General features: G+C 61.2%; 24 protein-coding genes. 9 read left to right on the top strand and 15 right to left on the bottom strand.

Features of this window, described 5'->3' with window-relative positions; all coding sequences use genetic code 11:
• Positions 1 to 355 precede the first annotated feature (355 nt).
• From M1L53_RS21355 to M1L53_RS21365, 3 genes are read right to left on the bottom strand one after another with little or no spacing between them, the layout of a single operon-like run.
• Positions 356 to 1,504 (bottom strand): cellulase family glycosylhydrolase, encoded by a 1,149-nt coding sequence (locus M1L53_RS21355; protein ID WP_054187559.1) that lies wholly within the window; start codon positions 1,502 to 1,504, stop codon positions 356 to 358.
• 46 nt (positions 1,505 to 1,550) lie between these two features.
• Positions 1,551 to 3,284: a glycosyltransferase family 39 protein gene (locus M1L53_RS21360; RefSeq protein ID WP_054187560.1), complete on the bottom strand. Its 1,734-nt coding sequence runs from the start codon at positions 3,282 to 3,284 to the stop codon at positions 1,551 to 1,553.
• Entirely contained in the window at positions 3,281 to 5,242 is a 1,962-nt protein-coding gene (locus M1L53_RS21365; protein WP_054187561.1) for a hypothetical protein, read from the bottom strand. The genes M1L53_RS21360 and M1L53_RS21365 overlap by 4 nt, the downstream gene beginning before the upstream one ends.
• 306 nt (positions 5,243 to 5,548) lie before the next feature.
• On the opposite strand from M1L53_RS21365, the gene M1L53_RS21370 reads away from it, so the two are divergent.
• Positions 5,549 to 6,271 carry a hypothetical protein gene (locus M1L53_RS21370; RefSeq protein ID WP_261949266.1) on the top strand — a complete coding sequence of 241 codons (723 nt, stop codon included), beginning with the start codon at positions 5,549 to 5,551 and terminating at the stop codon, positions 6,269 to 6,271.
• A gap of 33 nt (positions 6,272 to 6,304) precedes the next feature.
• On the opposite strand, the gene M1L53_RS21375 is transcribed toward M1L53_RS21370, so the two are convergent.
• The 10 genes from M1L53_RS21375 to M1L53_RS21420 all read right to left on the bottom strand — a co-directional run bounded on the left by M1L53_RS21375 (position 6,305) and on the right by M1L53_RS21420 (position 10,016).
• Positions 6,305 to 6,502 (bottom strand): CsbD family protein, encoded by a 198-nt coding sequence (locus M1L53_RS21375; protein WP_007726588.1) that lies wholly within the window; start codon positions 6,500 to 6,502, stop codon positions 6,305 to 6,307.
• A gap of 88 nt (positions 6,503 to 6,590) precedes the next feature.
• Positions 6,591 to 6,854, bottom strand: a complete 264-nt coding sequence (locus M1L53_RS21380; protein ID WP_047890188.1) for a GlsB/YeaQ/YmgE family stress response membrane protein — start codon at positions 6,852 to 6,854, stop codon at positions 6,591 to 6,593.
• Between the two features lie 219 nt (positions 6,855 to 7,073).
• On the bottom strand, positions 7,074 to 7,196 hold the full coding sequence (locus tag M1L53_RS21385; protein ID WP_003943707.1) for a hypothetical protein: 123 nt from the start codon (positions 7,194 to 7,196) through the stop codon (positions 7,074 to 7,076).
• A gap of 64 nt (positions 7,197 to 7,260) precedes the next feature.
• On the bottom strand, positions 7,261 to 7,698 hold the full coding sequence (locus M1L53_RS21390; protein WP_261949267.1) for a hypothetical protein: 438 nt from the start codon (positions 7,696 to 7,698) through the stop codon (positions 7,261 to 7,263).
• Positions 7,699 to 7,842: 144 nt separating this feature from the next.
• Positions 7,843 to 8,412: a DUF6286 domain-containing protein gene (locus M1L53_RS21395; protein ID WP_054187563.1), complete on the bottom strand. Its 570-nt coding sequence runs from the start codon at positions 8,410 to 8,412 to the stop codon at positions 7,843 to 7,845.
• A complete protein-coding gene (locus tag M1L53_RS21400; protein ID WP_054187564.1) occupies positions 8,409 to 8,801 on the bottom strand; it encodes an Asp23/Gls24 family envelope stress response protein in 393 nt (130 codons plus the stop codon). Before M1L53_RS21400 ends, M1L53_RS21395 begins: the two co-directional genes overlap by 4 nt.
• A complete protein-coding gene (locus M1L53_RS21405) occupies positions 8,794 to 8,973 on the bottom strand; it encodes a hypothetical protein (RefSeq protein ID WP_003943629.1) in 180 nt (59 codons plus the stop codon). Before M1L53_RS21405 ends, M1L53_RS21400 begins: the two co-directional genes overlap by 8 nt.
• 38 nt (positions 8,974 to 9,011) lie before the next feature.
• Entirely contained in the window at positions 9,012 to 9,200 is a 189-nt protein-coding gene (locus M1L53_RS21410) for a hypothetical protein (RefSeq protein ID WP_007726577.1), read from the bottom strand.
• A 70-nt stretch (positions 9,201 to 9,270) separates the two neighbouring features.
• Complete coding sequence (locus M1L53_RS21415; protein ID WP_007726575.1) at positions 9,271 to 9,555, bottom strand: hypothetical protein; 285 nt, start codon at positions 9,553 to 9,555, stop codon at positions 9,271 to 9,273.
• A complete protein-coding gene (locus M1L53_RS21420) occupies positions 9,552 to 10,016 on the bottom strand; it encodes an Asp23/Gls24 family envelope stress response protein (protein ID WP_003943699.1) in 465 nt (154 codons plus the stop codon). The genes M1L53_RS21415 and M1L53_RS21420 overlap by 4 nt, the downstream gene beginning before the upstream one ends.
• A gap of 186 nt (positions 10,017 to 10,202) precedes the next feature.
• Between M1L53_RS21420 and M1L53_RS21425 the strand changes: the two genes are divergently transcribed.
• Positions 10,203 to 10,781 (top strand): RNA polymerase sigma factor, encoded by a 579-nt coding sequence (locus M1L53_RS21425; RefSeq protein WP_007726571.1) that lies wholly within the window; start codon positions 10,203 to 10,205, stop codon positions 10,779 to 10,781.
• Positions 10,778 to 11,269 (top strand): hypothetical protein, encoded by a 492-nt coding sequence (locus tag M1L53_RS21430; protein WP_218960345.1) that lies wholly within the window; start codon positions 10,778 to 10,780, stop codon positions 11,267 to 11,269. Before M1L53_RS21425 ends, M1L53_RS21430 begins: the two co-directional genes overlap by 4 nt.
• Positions 11,270 to 11,489: 220 nt before the next feature.
• Here the strand turns inward: M1L53_RS21430 and M1L53_RS21435 are convergent, their stop codons facing one another.
• On the bottom strand, positions 11,490 to 11,738 hold the full coding sequence (locus tag M1L53_RS21435) for a hypothetical protein (protein ID WP_007726566.1): 249 nt from the start codon (positions 11,736 to 11,738) through the stop codon (positions 11,490 to 11,492).
• 167 nt (positions 11,739 to 11,905) lie between these two features.
• Here M1L53_RS21435 and M1L53_RS21440 point away from each other — a divergent pair, with 167 nt between their 5' ends.
• The 4 genes from M1L53_RS21440 to M1L53_RS21455 all read left to right on the top strand — a co-directional run bounded on the left by M1L53_RS21440 (position 11,906) and on the right by M1L53_RS21455 (position 14,771).
• Positions 11,906 to 12,094, top strand: a complete 189-nt coding sequence (locus tag M1L53_RS21440) for a PI-type proteinase (RefSeq protein WP_136472457.1) — start codon at positions 11,906 to 11,908, stop codon at positions 12,092 to 12,094.
• A gap of 259 nt (positions 12,095 to 12,353) precedes the next feature.
• Positions 12,354 to 12,773, top strand: coding sequence for an STAS domain-containing protein (locus tag M1L53_RS21445; RefSeq protein WP_007726563.1), 420 nt, complete (start codon positions 12,354 to 12,356; stop codon positions 12,771 to 12,773).
• Complete coding sequence (locus M1L53_RS21450) at positions 12,770 to 14,257, top strand: trehalose-6-phosphate synthase (RefSeq protein ID WP_054187565.1); 1,488 nt, start codon at positions 12,770 to 12,772, stop codon at positions 14,255 to 14,257. The genes M1L53_RS21445 and M1L53_RS21450 overlap by 4 nt, the downstream gene beginning before the upstream one ends.
• A gap of 136 nt (positions 14,258 to 14,393) precedes the next feature.
• Entirely contained in the window at positions 14,394 to 14,771 is a 378-nt protein-coding gene (locus M1L53_RS21455; RefSeq protein ID WP_007726560.1) for a hypothetical protein, read from the top strand.
• A 24-nt stretch (positions 14,772 to 14,795) separates the two neighbouring features.
• Here M1L53_RS21455 and M1L53_RS21460 read toward each other — a convergent pair whose 3' ends face one another.
• A complete protein-coding gene (locus tag M1L53_RS21460; protein ID WP_003943719.1) occupies positions 14,796 to 15,098 on the bottom strand; it encodes a MerR family transcriptional regulator in 303 nt (100 codons plus the stop codon).
• Between the two features lie 358 nt (positions 15,099 to 15,456).
• Between M1L53_RS21460 and M1L53_RS21465 the strand changes: the two genes are divergently transcribed.
• Together M1L53_RS21465 and M1L53_RS21470 are read left to right on the top strand one after the other, a co-directional pair.
• A complete protein-coding gene (locus M1L53_RS21465) occupies positions 15,457 to 15,615 on the top strand; it encodes a hypothetical protein (protein ID WP_003943664.1) in 159 nt (52 codons plus the stop codon).
• Positions 15,616 to 15,699: 84 nt separating this feature from the next.
• Complete coding sequence (locus M1L53_RS21470) at positions 15,700 to 16,245, top strand: Dps family protein (RefSeq protein ID WP_003943731.1); 546 nt, start codon at positions 15,700 to 15,702, stop codon at positions 16,243 to 16,245.
• The last annotated feature ends 136 nt before the right edge of the window (positions 16,246 to 16,381 follow it).

Raw genomic sequence — 16,381 nt, forward strand, 5'->3', positions numbered from 1 at the left:
GCCGCACTCCGCGCACTACCCGTTACCGCGGCGAACGGTTGTGATCGTATTTCGACGTTGACCACGGCGGGACGTAGCAACTGACCAAAGAGACAGGTACGACACAACTTCCGAACTCAGCGCCTCAACCGGACCGTCCCCAGCCGACCCGGACGTAGGTCCTGGAGGCGTCGCATCGATGGTCCCGTGCGACTTCACCAGCCTTCAAGTTCGGTTATCCACAGGTGAATGCCACTGAATACCATTGAATACGAACGAAATACGATCATCACGCCGCAACACCAGGTTCAGGTTGTTATCAAATCGTGACCATACTCCCACTGGGCGGAACTCCCAGTGGACTACTCGCAGTGTCCTAACTTGCCAGTGAAGCAATTACGTCGAAGAGTGGATCGTCAGGCCCGATATCCATCGTGCATTCGTTCGGCCGTGGATCCGGCACGAATGCCCACAGGAGAGCTCCGGCCGTACCGGCCACCTTCTGCCCCGTCAGCTTCGTCTCGATATTCGTGGCTCTGGTCGCCAGTGATTCACAACTGCCTGCCAATTCGCCTGTCTCGGCGACCAACAACGGCTTCCCGACGTTCGCGGCCTGTTCGATGCGACGCGCCAGTCCGTTCCACTGGTCGCCCGGAAGCGGAACCCCGTCTGCTCCGTAGTCGTGATACTGCAGAACGTCGACGAAGTCGGACTCGCTCACGTACTGGTAGTCGTCACCCGCAGTGCCGCACTGACCGCCCCCGACGTATCCGGCCGTGATCAGGGTGTTCGGATCGATCGCCCGAAGTTCGGCGCCTGCCGTGTCGAAGAACTCCCGCAACACCTGCGCGGAATCAGACGGGCACGTTCTTGTCCACCAATTGCAGGCGGCATCGGTACACAGGCTCGGTTCCGGCTCCCCCACCAATTCCCACGCCGCGACGGAAGGCTCGTTCTTCCAACGGTCGACGGCGGTGTGCATCCAGTCCTGGAAGCTCATGGTGGCTCGACCTGGGATCAGGTTCGCGACCTTCCACTCGTCGGTGTACCAGTCCCTGGATTTGAACAGCCCGTCATCACACCCGCTGTCCTGGGGTGAGAGCACCGGAATCGTGAACTGATTGTGTCGCGCCGCAGCGTCGAACACCGCGTCCATCGGGCCGAAATCCATCTCCCCGGACACCTTGTTCACCGCGAGCGCCTGGAACGCGTTGAAACGCGTGACGGAGTTCGGTGGCAGAGAACCGAAGTAGGCATCGAGATCGACCATGGCGCCACAGCCGAAGTTCACCGACCAATCAGTGGCCAGTTGATAAGCATTCAGCCCGGTAGGCCACCATGGCTGTCCGTCGAGCGTCAGTCCGCTCGACGACGCTCCCACCCGAACCGTCTTGGGCGAATCGGCAACCACCGGCGTCGTGAACATTCCTGTCACCACCGCGACGGTTGCAAAGCTGACTACAGCGGCAGCGATACGGCGACGCACTGTGCCAGGCACACGCGGACGCACTTCTTCAGAAGACATCTACAACCATCCACGTCATACGGACAATCCTCCCACACGAATTGCCTCATCGACCCGTTTGCCGTTCACCGGTGACGCGATACAAACGCCAGGCCGAAGGGTCCATGCCGCCGTCGTTGGGAACCTCGAGTACCAGCGCTCCCACACCGCCGGCCCCGGTGTCGTACATCGTCGGATAGCGCCGATTGACCGCGTCCGACACACCGCGACCGGTGTTCGGCACCGACAGGATGTATTCGACGTGATGTTCGGCGGGGTTGTTCAGTACGCGCACGAAGTCCGCATCGGAAGGCACGACGAATTGCCGAGGATTGTTCGACGACGCCACGACGGCATAGCTCTGCACGGTGTCGAGCAGAACCGACCCCTCCGGCAGAGCCAAGTCGTCCAGGTATCTGGCGATGCGACGCTCGGCCGCAAACGTGCGCAGATTCGTCTGCTCCTCCAGGTTCTGCCGGCCCGGAATGATCGCACTGGCAATGGAATGCTCGAGCACTGCGATCCGCGCATTACCCATCGCGACAAACGTGACCAGCGTCGACCCGACCAGCAAGCACAGAGAGATCACAAGGGGCAGAGAGGGCCCCGACTGCTCGGGGTACGTCGATACCGAGCGTGACGCAGCAGCCCCCGGTCGACGCGTGACGACCGGCGCACCGCGAGGTGCGATCAGGACGACCAACACGAAACACAGCGGAATGATCGAAATGTAGAAGCGCAGAAGGGGAAACGTCGATCCCATCACGTAGAGCAAGGTTTGGGCACCGAGGATGGCGCCGAACAACACAAGAGGCACGACCACTTCGGTGTCGCGCCGCCGAAGTGCGTAGATGATTGCAAGGACCGCGAGCACCGGGAGCGCCGGGCCGAGTACGGCCATTTCGGTAATCGAGAACGCAAGACGGGCGATCGGTGAGTCGGTTCCGGCACCAGCCTGCTCCAGGATGGAACTGTTCCCGTAGACCGACGAGAACTGTTGGAACGCTTGACCTGTGATGAGCCAACTGGCAAACGACCACAAGGCTAGGGCAAGGAATCCCGGCATCAGCACTACGGCACCGTCGAGGGCTGCTGCCCAGAGCCGCAAGCCAGGCCCCGCGCCCTCGCCGCGCTCCTCAGCAGTCGGACGGAAACGAAGCCAACTCACCACGGTCACCAGCACCACCGCGACGAACAGCGGGGCCAATGCGTCGTATCTGGTGAGGTACGCCAGAGCGAAAGCGAGGCCGGCACCGATGAGGTCGTGTACGTCGTCGCTTCGCATCCACCGAATCAATCGACGTGTCGCCCACAGAACGAAGAAGAGGAACGGAGCTTCGCTCATTCCGCTCGCCGCGTACATGACGATCATCGGGTTGACAGCGAACAGCACGGTCAGGACGACGGTGACCCATCGCGCACACCCACGGTCGCGGCTGATCCCACGTACCTGAATCACAGCACCAGCCATGAAGGCCGCGGACATCACGACCGCAGTGATGTTCCACCGCAGCAGATCCGGCCACCAATGACCCATCAGGCCCATCGGAATCTGGACTGCCGCCGTCAACGGGGTGAACACGAACCCGATCGCCGCGAAGTGCGGATCACGGCTGAGCAACATCGCCGACACCGCGGCGACGCGGCTGAGCGAATCGGTGAAGATGAACCCGATACCCGCGTTCATCCACACGCCCAACGCGGTGTAGATCGCGAAGAGCGCGACGAACATCCGCCATGGCTTGCGGCCCGGTAGATCGTGGACCGCGACGGACAGGGCCGGGCGATCGGTGACGGTCACTGTCCGCGACGCCGAGCCACGAGCACACCACCGACGGCAACAGCGATCAGAACCACGGTCCCGAATCCGATCCAGCCGATCGTGACCGCGCTCAGTCCGGTCTCCTCTTCGGCCGAGGTCGCGGTGCCCAACGGGGCGACGTTGACTCCGACATCGAAGGGCTCACTTCCCCGAGGCGCGACCAGGAGATCGCCGGTCAGTTCTGCGAACCGGTCCTTCCCACCTTCCAACCAGTTGAGCAGACCGTCGGCATCGGCCGCATCACCCTCAGAGGTCAGCGCCACCACTTCGTTGTGCGAACCCGAAACCACCTGCAAGGCACCGTATTGTCCACCGAATTCCAGACCCTGCAAGCGCAGGAGCCCTTGATCTGCTGTGTCCATGGGTAGAGCCACCGGAGTGGGAAGCTTCCCGTCCGCCGCGATCAACAACGCCGGCAGCGAACTGGTCGCCGCGTCGCCGAACGGGAGCACACGCGGTTGCAGCGGCAGATAGCTCAACCGCTGCATCGCGACAACGAGGCGCTGCGCGCGAACGAGATCTGCGAAATCACCGTGACTCAAACCGACATCGAGTGTGGGCAGCATCGACTGCGGTAATGCCTGGAATCCTCCAGGCGTCGGCGGGAATCCGGTAGTGGACGTGATGGTGCTTGCCGGATCGACAGTGAGCGAAGACGGGCTACTGGTGCCGCATTGGAAGTCGCCGGTCACATCCATCGAGACTTCGAAGGTCAGGTCGCGACGCAGGAGTTCGTTCGGAACATCGACGCCGATGTCGAAGCGCCCTGTCTCGTTCACCGTCTGCGAAGCAAGCCGTGAGTCCCCCAGCGAAATCGACAGTTCTCCGTTGCGTGAATTCGGCAGCGGTACATAGGAACCGATCATTCGGATCGACACGTCCTTCATCGGACGCCCCAGTTGCGACTGGCTGAACGGGACGTCGACCTCGATGTGATTGAGACCGGAAGCCGTCAACGTTCCGAGCTTCAGCTCACCGACGGTGATGGCGTCCTGGGAAATCTGGGCAACTGTGTTGTCCGGTGACGCGAGCGCCCTGCTCGCCGCCCAGTAGCCGTCGAAGTTCGCCGCCAACAGACTGACCTGAGGAACGAGGGTCTTGTCGTCCCCTGAAATTCGCAGCACTGGTGCACCATTCGGAGCAGCCGCGAGATCGATGCCGGCGTCCCCACTGTTGCCGAGTACTACAGCTCTCTCGAACAGTCCCGGCTCAGCGGACGGCAGACTCTGGCCGTTCGGCAGTTGTTCCACCACCACGGCGTCAGGCTGACTTCCGTACTTGTTGACAATCGCTGCACTCAGCTGCAGAGCCGCACTCTGCTGTGACCGTGACGAACCATCCGTGACGTAGATGGTTGCCTTCCTCAAAATCGGCGGAAAGAAGGTTGCAACAGTCGTGGGCTGCTGCTCGGCACCGTCGTAGGCGACAAAGGCATCCCGGAGCGCAAGGGGCTGGTATCTCGTTCGGTCGTAGCAGCGGTCGTCGACGGGAACGAGGTGAGCGATCATCGACACGGTCACGCTCCGGTCGACCACTTCGAGACCTTGCAACGGAACCGAAATCGGTAGGCCGGTTCCGGCCTGCCCGGCGTCGAAGTCGACGCGGCTCACCAATCTGCCGTCCGCAGTCACTTCGAGCCAACCCCTACTGAAGTCGGTCGGGGCAGTCAGGATTCCGGTCACGGCTGTTGCGGTGAGTCCGTCCGGCACCGGCACGGTCACCAAGACGGGTGCGTCATCGGAGGAGAACACGATGTCTGTTCCTCGTCCGAGTTCGGTGAAGGAGATCGGAGTTGTGGCTGCGGCGGCCACCGAAGTATCTGCGTCGTCCTCGAAATCCTGGGCGGAGGCGACACTGCCGAGCGGAAGCAACAAAGTGACCGCGACAGCCACCGGCATTGCCAGCGCGCGCGTCAGCCAGGTTCGAGAGTGGCCCATCAGCGTGTCTCCTCGACATTTCTTGTTTCCGCGCAATCACCAAACACAAATCACGAGTAGCAATCTCGCCAGTTCGCGACGGTCGCAGGTCCGATCGCACCGTTACGGACAAACAAACCATAACGACCAATTTATGCGTTTGGCTAATTATCCCGGCGGGCGAGACTTTTGTTACGGCATGTCACATGATTAGCAATCACCACCACTGGGAAGTCGAAAGACGCCACTGAAAAGCCCGTCAATACGCCTGAACGTCCGTCCAGTCCGGGCGCTTCACGGGCGGAGAATTCTCAGATAAAGGAAGCTGTGACGATCAATTCGATCATCCCCGCCGGCAAGAGTGCGATCGGGAAGCTGGTCGGTGCGCCGTTCCACTTCGCATCATCGCTGCGCATGGCCAGGGTTTTTCACCCTCACGGGATCGAGCTGAAGGGAACATTGAAGCCGGCCACCCCATGGTGGCCGGTATCGAAGTCGTCGACGATTACCGTCACCGCTCGAATGTCGAAAGCCCTCGGAACACCCGGAGACCTACCCGACGTACTCGGCCTGGCGCTTCGGTTGCACGATGTCGGCGCAGATGAAAACCCGTGGGACATTCTTCTCGCAACATCAGGACTTTCTACCTTCTCGAAAATGTTTCCAGCTCCGGCTTTCTCGTGGAACGGCGCGAGATACAGCACACTGGTTCCTTACTCACGCGCGGGCGGTGCCGCGGCGTGGCTGATCGTGACACCGCGCGGTGTCCATCCGGCCGGCACTTCTTTGTCTGCATTGAAAGCTGCGGTCGATCATTCCCCGCTGCACTTCTCCGTGTACCTCGCGAGAATTCAACTTCAGTTGATACCGATCGGGCATCTCTGTCTCGACGAAGTCGAGGACCACCCGGATTGCCTCCAGCCGTCCTTCGATCCGATTCTGAACACACCGGCCCACATGCGCATGCTTCCGGAGTGGCTCGCAGAAACGCGCAAGTTCGCGTATCGCGGTAGCCGCAACGGCCGGGGAGGCACACAAAAGCGCGGTTGACCGGACGTGCCGATCAACCGCGCTGAAGCTCACTCAGCTTGTGAACTTGTCCTTGATATCCGAGACCTTGTCACTGACAGTGTCTCCGGCCTTCTTGACCTTCGCCTCGCCCTGATCGGCAACACCCTCGGCAGCCAGATCATCGTTGCCCGTGGCGTTTCCGAACTTTTCCTTCGCCTCGCCGATGAGATCCTCAGCGCGGTGCTTTGCCTTGTCGATGAAGTCAGACATGTATTTCTCCTTCTTGGGTTCGGTCGTGCGTTCGGCCGTGGAATTCGGTCGTGGATTCAGTCGAACTCGAACTGCGTGGACAAATGTGTCAGCGTTTTCCGGTGACTGCCTTGACCAGGAACAGCAAGATGACAGCGCCGAGGAGGCAAGTGAGGAAGCTGAAGATCCAGCCCGCGCCCTCGACATCGACGCCGAAGACTCGAAGCAGGAAACCACCGATCAGGCCGCCGATCACACCGACAACGATGTTGAGGAAGATCCCCTGCTGCGCATCGGTTTTCATGATCTTGCTGCCGATCCAACCCGCTAGTCCACCGATGATGATCCAGGCGATGATTCCGAGTGAGAGCATTGTGACTCCTTGAGGTAAGGGACGGCGCAATGAGAGACTGCCGGTGAAGGGAGAGTTCCGAGCGATCGGCCCGCGCAACTAGACCGTGATCGCGGGTTGTGTTTGCACACAACCGGACTCTCCGCCGCACGACGCGGGGGATCGTGCACTCAGTAGCAGCCACATTGTCTGCTTACCTTTCTATCAGGTGTTCACGACAGAACCAAAATGACTGGCGATTCACCACATACGAGAAACGACACTCACCGACGCGCACATGATCAGCGTCACTACGATCGCGATCGCCATCGAAGTGACGGTCGCAAGGAGCACCGTGACGCACAGTGCCACAGCAACATCCATGACTCTGTGCACGATCGGGAGGTCTACCAATACCCGGCCGTCGGGAGGCTCAAACCTCGATTGATCAGAGAGTTCTCGGCTCATCGCGTTTCGCGCTTTCCACGGCGATGTGAGTTCTGGTCGCGACGGATGGATCACCGACCACCGCAGCGACTTGATCCCCCGTGTCAGTGACGCGAGAAATCAACTCGGACAACGTTTCCGATCCGGATACGACGCTACGTCTCAATGTCACTCGCAAATCGATCGTGCGAACTCCACGATCGAGCAACGCTTTTCCTCGGACACGCGACACTTCGTCGAAGTCCTCCAGTGATGCGCTCGCCCCTTCCGCCACCGCACCCAGATCCGCGGTGATGGAATTGTGCGAGTTCGACCCAGGGACCGTGATCTCCTTCACCCGACGCAGCGGCACATGCGCGATCAACCACCGCAACGCGAGGAGGACTAGCAATACTCCCCCCAGCTCCGACAGCCCATGGCCACCACGAGTGATCGACAAGATCTTCAGCCCACGGGATCTCGATACGCGCCGGGAAATCCTTGATCACGTCGCGATTCCACAGGATCGCTGCAACTCCCACCGCTATCGCGAGCATCCCCACGACGCATGTCGCCACGCGATCCATCGCCGTCGCCGTCCGAGTCATGACAGCGATCCCGTCTGGATACGAACCTTGATTCGCGGCGATGGTGACAGCGACCCGGCCAAGTCCCCCAGCACCGCACGGATTTCCGATTCAGCGGTGGCGGCTCCATCGGGCGTGACCGAGGCCTTCACTTCCAGCTTGCGCCGGGTCGCGTGTGACGAAGCGGATCGAACCTGGGCCAGTGACTCGACGCGAACAGACGCTATCGCCGCTACATCGGCGGGATCGATCCACGTATTCGCGACTCCGACCAAGGCATTGGCAGTCTTTCGTCGCGGTTTGAGTCCGAGGATGACGAACCACAGGCCGAGAACGACGGCTGCGATCCCCGCCGGGAACATCCAACCCTGGTACGCGAGCCCGTCCACATATGCGGCAGCACTTGGTATCCACTGCGACCCGGTGATCACGCCGGTATCCACCAGCGCGTCGCGGACGCCGACCACGCCGAGCGCAAGTAGCGCCGCGGCGATGAGGAATCCCGTGACGGCCGATCCGGGCGCCGCAAGGGGAACAGGAGCAGCAGCCCTCGAGGCAGTGGGTGGTGCGACCTTGTCGGCGGTCATCGCACTTTCCTTCCCGCGTCACGCGTGGTCGATGCCAAGAGAACGCTCACGATCGCCACGTCCACGCCGTCTACGTCCAGGCCCGATACAGACTGCAACTGGGTTGTCACGTTCTCTCGCACCGCGGTACCGATGACCGACAAGGATCCGGGCCACTCGATCGCGATGTCCACCTTGGCCCGTACCCGCTTGCCGGATACCAGCACTCGCGCCCTCGGCAGTTCACGCCCGGTCAGTTTGTCCATGCCGCCGGCGTGATGACGCACCCCCGGGGTCCCGCGCGTCGCCTCGAGAACCAACTTCTGCGCGACTCTGTCTCGAATCGTCAGCGTTCCGCGATCGCCCGGCTCGGCAAGCACAGACGACTCCGGTCGAGCTGTCTCAGCCACGTCCGCGACCCTTCAGCATCACACCGAGATCGAACTCGCCGTCACGCTGACCACCGACGAGGTATCCGATCACACCGAGAACCAGAGCGATGAGGAATCCGGTGAAACCGCCTGCAGCAGCTGCGACTCCGAGAAGTAGTCCTGCCAGTAGGCCGACAGTCGAGGTGGTCATGTGAATCCTCCGTTGTGGATGATGTTCGTTGGTGCCTGTCAGATCTCGGTGTAGGTCTTTGCACCCGGAAACCGAGCGCGCAAACGCGTGTACTGGGTCCGAGCGGGTTTCGCTATCTGCCGCATCGTGCCGCGCAGTGTCCTGCGCACACCCACACCGATCGGGGACGCGAAGTCCCGGTCGACGCGTTCGAGCGCTCGATTGAGCGCGTCGGCAGATCCGCCCACGTCGGGGTGGTAGCTCCTGATCGCCTCTCGGCGTGCGGATCGGCGATCAGGAACTGGACCACGAGAGTGCTCAGGCATCGTGCGCACGACCGACTACGTCTTCCACTGTCACGTTCACGGGGCCTGTAACGATTCCTGAAACCGCTTGGCGGATACGTAAAGCCGTATCTCGAACGGCGGCGTCGGCGAAGATGCACACATGGATGTCTGTCGACGACTCCGTCACCCGCACGCCGACGACGCGGCGGCCGGGGAGGTACGTGCCAACCTCGCCGAACATTCCGGCATGAAGCGAGGCGACCCCAGGTATCCCCGTCACAGCCGCCGCGATGGTGTCGGCGATTTCGGAACTCACTGCACCCGTGCAGTCTTGGGCTCGCCGGTTTCGTCGTCACTGCCCTCGTCGAGGTGAACGTCGTGAACCGTGATGTTCACCTCGGTCACTTCGAGACCCGTCATCCGTTCGAGCGCCGCAATGACGTTGCGGCGAATGCCGGTGGCCAGATCGGCGAGCGATACGCCGTACTCGGCCACGATGTCGATGTCGACCGCTGCCTGCTTTTCGCCGACCTCGACCGATACTCCCTGGGAGTGGTTGACACTCGCGCCGGGGATCCGCTCGCGCAGTGCCCCGACAACCCGCGACGCTCCGCCGCCGACGTCGTACACGCCGCTCACCTCTCGCGTGGCGATGCCGGCAATCTTCGAGACAACGGTGTCGGCGATCGACGTCTTTCCTTGCGAACTCACGAGAGCCGAGTCGTTCGATGATGCAACATCCTTCGTAGATGCTGTCGCAACCTGCGTGCTGACCATTGTCATCTCCTCCTGTTGATCGATCTACCTGTGTAGTCGTCACTCGAAGGCAAAACCGAATGCCCCAGTCAGGTGACGTGCATCACTGACACTTGTTAGTTACTGTCCGTAACATTCAACGCCCCGGCCGGGCGAACAATCTTCGAACGCAGCCGAGTTTTCCGCATTTCCGCGAGAGGAGCGACTGTGGCGTTACCGCATACACAGGGGCTCACCGAAGCACCTGACGGTTTGGACACCGCGACAGTGAACGCTGCGATACTCGGCGACCGAGAAGCATTCGAGTCACTGGTGCACTACTACGGACCTGCACTTCACCGCTATGCGCGTCGCATGCTCGCAGACGAAGGTGACATTCTCGAGGTAGTCCAGGACACCTTCGTGGCCGCCTGGCGTCGACTCGATTCGTTTCGTGGCGAATCGTCGATGCGAACATGGCTTTTCGCGATCTGTTCCCGAAAGATCGTGGACAGCTATCGAATCAAGAGAGCTCAACCGATCGACGACAGATTGCTCGATCCTCTCGTGCCGTCTCCCGAGGCCGGCCCGTTCGACACGACCTCGAACTCCGCGTTCCTCGAGGCACTGGAAGAAGCGTTGGGTGAACTGCCTTATCGCCAGCGTGCGGCATGGACGCTGCGAGAGGTGGAGATGCTCACGTTCGTTCAAATCGGCAAGATTCTAAGACTCACCCCGGATGCGGTGCGCGGGCATCACCATCGTGCACGGGCTAACCTGAGTGAACGAATGACGAGGTGGCGATGACTGAATCACGAACCGACGCATTGATGGCGCACGCATCCGACGTCCTGCGGAACGCTCCCGAGCCGGGCTGGGATCGAATCAGCGACAAGGTGATCCGGGCGCTACGGTCGACCTCGGCGTCCGGTTGGCCGCTCGACGCACACGCGTCGGAAGGTCCACGTCTAGGCACTGTGTCGGTGAGCGATCACGTACTCCGCACCCACTTGGCCGCCGAGATACGTTCTCGGCACCACTGCTCGCCGAGCAGCATCGAGTTCTTCGTCGACGGCCACGAAATACGTTCACTACGTATCGAACTGGCAGCGCCATACGGAGTGGATCTGGCCGAACTGTCGGACCGGGTTCGGTTCACCGTCGTGGACGTCGTTCACCTGATCCTCGGCGACACGGACCCACCGGTCTCTGCAGAGAGCATCCACGTCGCCGTAGTCGACATCGTCGATGATCTACCTGCCGAAGGGAACACCAAAAGCCACTCCGAACACTAGGTGTTTGTTCGGCAAGTGTTTGGGAACCCGGCACTCATGACCACTCCCCCACCACCGGATCCGGGCCCCGCCCCCGACCCGGGGCCGCCGACACCACCGGCGCCGACACCACCCGATCCGATGAATCCGCCGCCCGTGCCACCGACTCCGACGCCACCGAACCCGTACCCTCCGGATCCGATCCCGCAGATCTGACGTCGGCTGCCCCGAACTTCGGAGTTCAACCGCCGAGTTCGGCGATCATCTCGCTCAACGATTCTGCGGCGATACGTAGTTCACCTTCGTCGGGATTGTCGGGTGAGGACGGTAGACGTTCGGCCAACTGCTCGCGAGTGACAAGCGAGATACCCTCGAGACCGAACCCTTCTTCATCGGGGACGTAGATCTCGATCTCGCCCCCGACCGCTACCAGTTCCGAATGGGGGCCACTGCCCAGCAGTGCACGCAGGTGTTCGGTCGTCACGGTCATATGGTTCACGTGAAATCTCCTGCTTCGGTGACAGCTGACTTTGCCGGTATGGACTCGACGTGACGTACTGGCTCGACGTGACGCACTACCCCCTACTGAGTACCCCTCGCGGGTGAGCAGGAAACGACAAGTACATGAACAACGACTTCCCGAAGGAAACGCGCACCATGAGTGAACAGAATTCCACCGACCGCACGGATCAGACGGACGAGCCGCAGACCACCGGCACCGACCACGGTCCGGGAACCGGCTCCGACACCGCACCCAAGGACGTTCAGACCGATCCGTCGGGCGAACGTACGTGGGCCGACGAGGGCGGAGCCTCGAGCACCGGCCCGGCGACTGACACCGACTGATCCCGGAAGGTCTGAACCATCGGGACCAAGGTCCCGTGGGCCGACGCTCACGGGACCTTGAAATCCGTACGGATCTAACGCTTTTCACCTGGGTTTTCGCGATGCGGTAAGGTAGGCACTCAGCACGGTTGAGTACCCAGCCGTTGAAGACGAGCACGGTTCGTGCGTTGCTTCCCGTGCCGTTTCCCGGTTTCGAACGAAACCGTTTCGAACCAGACCGTTCGAACGAACCGTTTCGAGCAATCCGTCAGGAGTTTCGATGAACGAGTTTTCGAGAACTACAGATGAGCGTACGGACAGTCCCCCCACCTTCACGACGACCTGTGCCGAAAACATTCAGTCGCTCGTGGTCAGCGGCGAGATCGACGTCCGGTCCCGAGCTGATTTCGCTGCCTGCGTCGACGACCTGATCGGTGAGCGACACCCGTTCGTACTCGACTGCTCGGACGTCCAGTTCATCTCCGTCGGAGGTCTTTCCATCATCGAGACTCTGTCGGCCAAGGCACGGAGGCTCGGCGTGCCGTGGACGCTCGTCGCAGCGCACCCTGTCAGGCGTCCGCTGTCTCTTCTGAAGATGGACACCGACATCGTGTACACCGACTCGACAGCCGATGCAGTCGCGTACCTGTCCTCGACCTCCGTCCTGGACGAGACCCTGGCGGAGCCGATGTCGGCGTGAGTACCGATCTCGAAAAGCTCTCCGAATTCGTCGTCGTCGCAAACCGACTGCCGGTCGATCTCGAAACCGACGAAGACGGAAGCAAGAACTGGAAGCGAAGTCCGGGTGGGCTCGTCACTGCGCTCGAACCCATCCTCCGACAGCGGGATGGCGCCTGGGTCGGCTGGCCGGGGGTCGCGGACGAGAAGGTCGATCCGATAGTGGTTGACGGCCTTCGTCTGTTTCCCGTCGAGCTGACCTCTCAGGACCTCGCCGAGTACTACGAGGGGTTCTCCAACGACACGTTGTGGCCGCTCTACCACGACGTTCTGGTGGCTCCGACGTTCGAGCGGTCGTGGTGGCACACCTACGTCGCAGTCAACCAGCGGTTCGCCGAGGAAACCGCGCGTTGCGCCGCGGACGGAGCGACTGTCTGGGTGCAGGACTATCAGTTGCAACTTGTGCCGGCGATGCTGCGCGAGCTGCGCCCAGATCTGACGATCGGGTTCTTTCTTCACATCCCGTTCCCTCCGGTCGAGCTCTTCATGCAGCTTCCGTGGCGCAAGGAAATCGTCAGGGGAATGCTGGGCGCCGATCTGATCGGCTTCCACTTACCTGGTGGCGCAAACAATTTCCTGTTCTTGGCCCGCAAACTTCTCGGCCTCAAGACGACGACCGCGGGCGTCGGTGTTCGAAGTGCGCTCGGGCATGTGGATTTCGATTCTCGCGTCGTCAAGGTGGGCGCCTTTCCCATCTCCGTCGATTCTGCCGAACTCGAGCGCCAGTCGAAAAGCGATTCGGTCCTGCGTCGCGCGCGCGAATTGAAGGAAGAGCTGGGAAATCCCGAGAAAATCTTGCTGGGAGTCGACCGGCTGGACTACACCAAGGGTATCGACCTGCGGCTTCAAGCCTTGAAGGAACTCCTCGACGAGGATCGTCTGGATCCGGAGAAGTACACGATGGTGCAGCTCGCGACGCCCAGTCGTGAACGCGTGCAGCACTATATCGACCTGCGTAGCGTCATCGAAGAGCAGGTGGGCCGCATCAACGGTGACCACAGTCAGATCGGCCGCCCCGTCGTTCACTACCTGTATCAGCCGGTCGACCGTGAAGAACTGATCGCACTGTTCGTCGCTGCCGACGTCATGCTCGTGACGCCGATGCGCGACGGGATGAATCTGGTGGCCAAGGAGTACGTGGCCTGTCGTGGCGACCTCGGAGGTGCTCTCGTTCTCAGCGAGTTCACCGGTGCCGCAATGGAATTACGACAGTCATACCTGGTCAACCCGCACGATTTGGACGGCGTGAAGAATACGATCCTGACCGCGGTTCATCAGGATCCGAAGGAAGGCCGTCGACGTATGGCTGCGCTGCATCGACAGGTCATGACACACGATGTGCATCAGTGGGCCGAGTCGTTCCTGACTGCGCTTGCCCCAGCTGGACCGCTTCCGGACGATCAGTTCCTCACGGAGCGTGAGTCGAACTTTGCGCGCAACAACTGACCCTCACGGGCTTGCGTCAGTGCGCTCGGAGACTCGAGCTAGGATTGGTTTCAGTTCATCGTCAAGCAGCGGCTGCGAACTGATCTCCTCGACATAGCCGTGCAATGCTGCATCGGCCCAGAAAGACAGGCCGACCATGCCCCTCACGATGAAGTACTCCGAAACCTACAACGACGCTCTCATTGCGCTCGCTGCCGCTACTCATCGGCCGGCCAACGTGGTGAACCTGTTCGGCGAGTACGCCATTCGTGTTGACCTCGAATACAACCGGTTCCTTCTGGCGACCAATACCGCGGCTGGACTCTCCGATCGACCCGACAACGGAGAATCATGGCTGGTGCGGTTCTTCCAATCCGAGAACACCGACACTCCGGATCGCCTCCTCGCGGAGGCGTCGCATCAATGGTTGGTCGATGCTTTGGACGCCGCGCTCGAACAGATCGCAGCGGCAGGGAACAAAATCTCCGCCGACGCGGACTTCGGCGACCCTACCCGCACCGAAACTCCATCCTGAACGGCATCGTCTCGAGCAGCACCACTAGTCCCCCTCGGCGGTCAACTGGCTGATTCGAGCCGCTAAGACCGCATTCTCGGCCTCGAGGGACAGAATCAGACGAATACCGACGAGATTGACTCCGTCGTCGATCAGCGCGGTGATTCGTCCGAGCGTATCCAGGTCGGCCTCGCTGTACCGGCGCGTACCGCCATCGGTGCGGGTTGGTGTGAGCAAGCCCCTTCGCTCGTAAAGGCGCAGCGTCTGAGGTCCTACCCCGGACAGTTCAGACATCACTGAGATCCCGTACACGCCGCGCAGCGCCCGGGTCTGGGATTCCGACGTCACTGGAACCTCCTAGTTCGGTGTGGGCTGTCTCAATCGGCGTCACCCGACCTTAGCACCATCACGCAGTGAATCTGACGCCCAGGACATAGATTCAAGCGTGTCCAGGACCACTGACAACAAGAATCATCGAGCAGAAAAGGCGTGAAATGGCAGATCAAAGCCGATTTCGACAAGATTGCACAATGCGCTTTCCTTCGCCCGCGAATCGAAGTAGCCTTGCCAATTATCTACATCGGCTGATATAGATTTTGTAGCACCTGAAAGCGCCATAACTGGAGCTCGAAGGCGCAGAACACCCAGACGTCGGAGTCGGTGGTTCAGCCGACTCCCTCACGGCACACTCTTCACCGGGAGCAAGATGACGACGATCGACATCCCGCCCACACAGGGCGAGAGCACCACCGGCATCGGAATCACTGTCGCAAGTGCGACTTTGACAACCGAAGAGGTCAAGCGCCGAATCGCGATGATGTACGGCGACCCGGTGACAGAGGAGCCAGTAGCACTCGCGCACTGAACCTGACCGACACGCGATCCGATTGACGATGGCGCGAGACCGCCCCACTGGAGGGCGATCCCCATCAAGACGAGAGGAAAACATATGTCCGAGTTCACCGTACCGGGACTGAGCAGCGCAGACGGTTCGTCCGTCGCCGATATTCTGCAGGAACGCCTCAGCGCCTACAACGATCTTCACCTCACGCTCAAGCACGTTCACTGGAACGTCGTGGGCCCCAACTTCATCGGCGTGCACGAGATGATCGACCCCCAGGTGGAGTTGGTTCGCGGCTACGCCGACGATGTGGCCGAACGTATCGCGGCACTGGGTAACTCACCCAAGGGCACCGCGGGAGCAATCGAGCGCGATCGAACGTGGGACGACTACTCCGTCGGCCGCGACGACGCTCGTGCGCACCTCGCTGCGCTCGACCTCGTCTACACCGGGATCATCACCGACAGTCGCACCGCAATCGACAGTGTCGGCAAGATCGATCCGATCACCGAGGACATGTTGATCGGCCAGACGGCGCAGTTGGAAAAGTTCCAGTGGTTCGTTCGTGCTCACCTCGAGAACTCGGGTGGCAGCCTCGTACACGAAGGCGCGTCCACCGAGCAGGATGCCGCAAATGAGGCGCGTCAGAACTGATTCACCGTCCGCGGGTTGGGGCGCGCGGGGGGGGGGCCGCGGGTTTTGGGTGGCCCGCGGGGCCGGGTGCGTTTTTTGGGTTTGGGCCCCAACAAAACCCCCCCACGGGGGCGTCAGCCCCTCCGAGCCGCAACGG

The organism is Rhodococcus sp. T9N, from assembly GCF_024436645.1.
GTDB classification, from domain to species: domain Bacteria; phylum Actinomycetota; class Actinomycetes; order Mycobacteriales; family Mycobacteriaceae; genus Rhodococcus_F; species Rhodococcus_F qingshengii.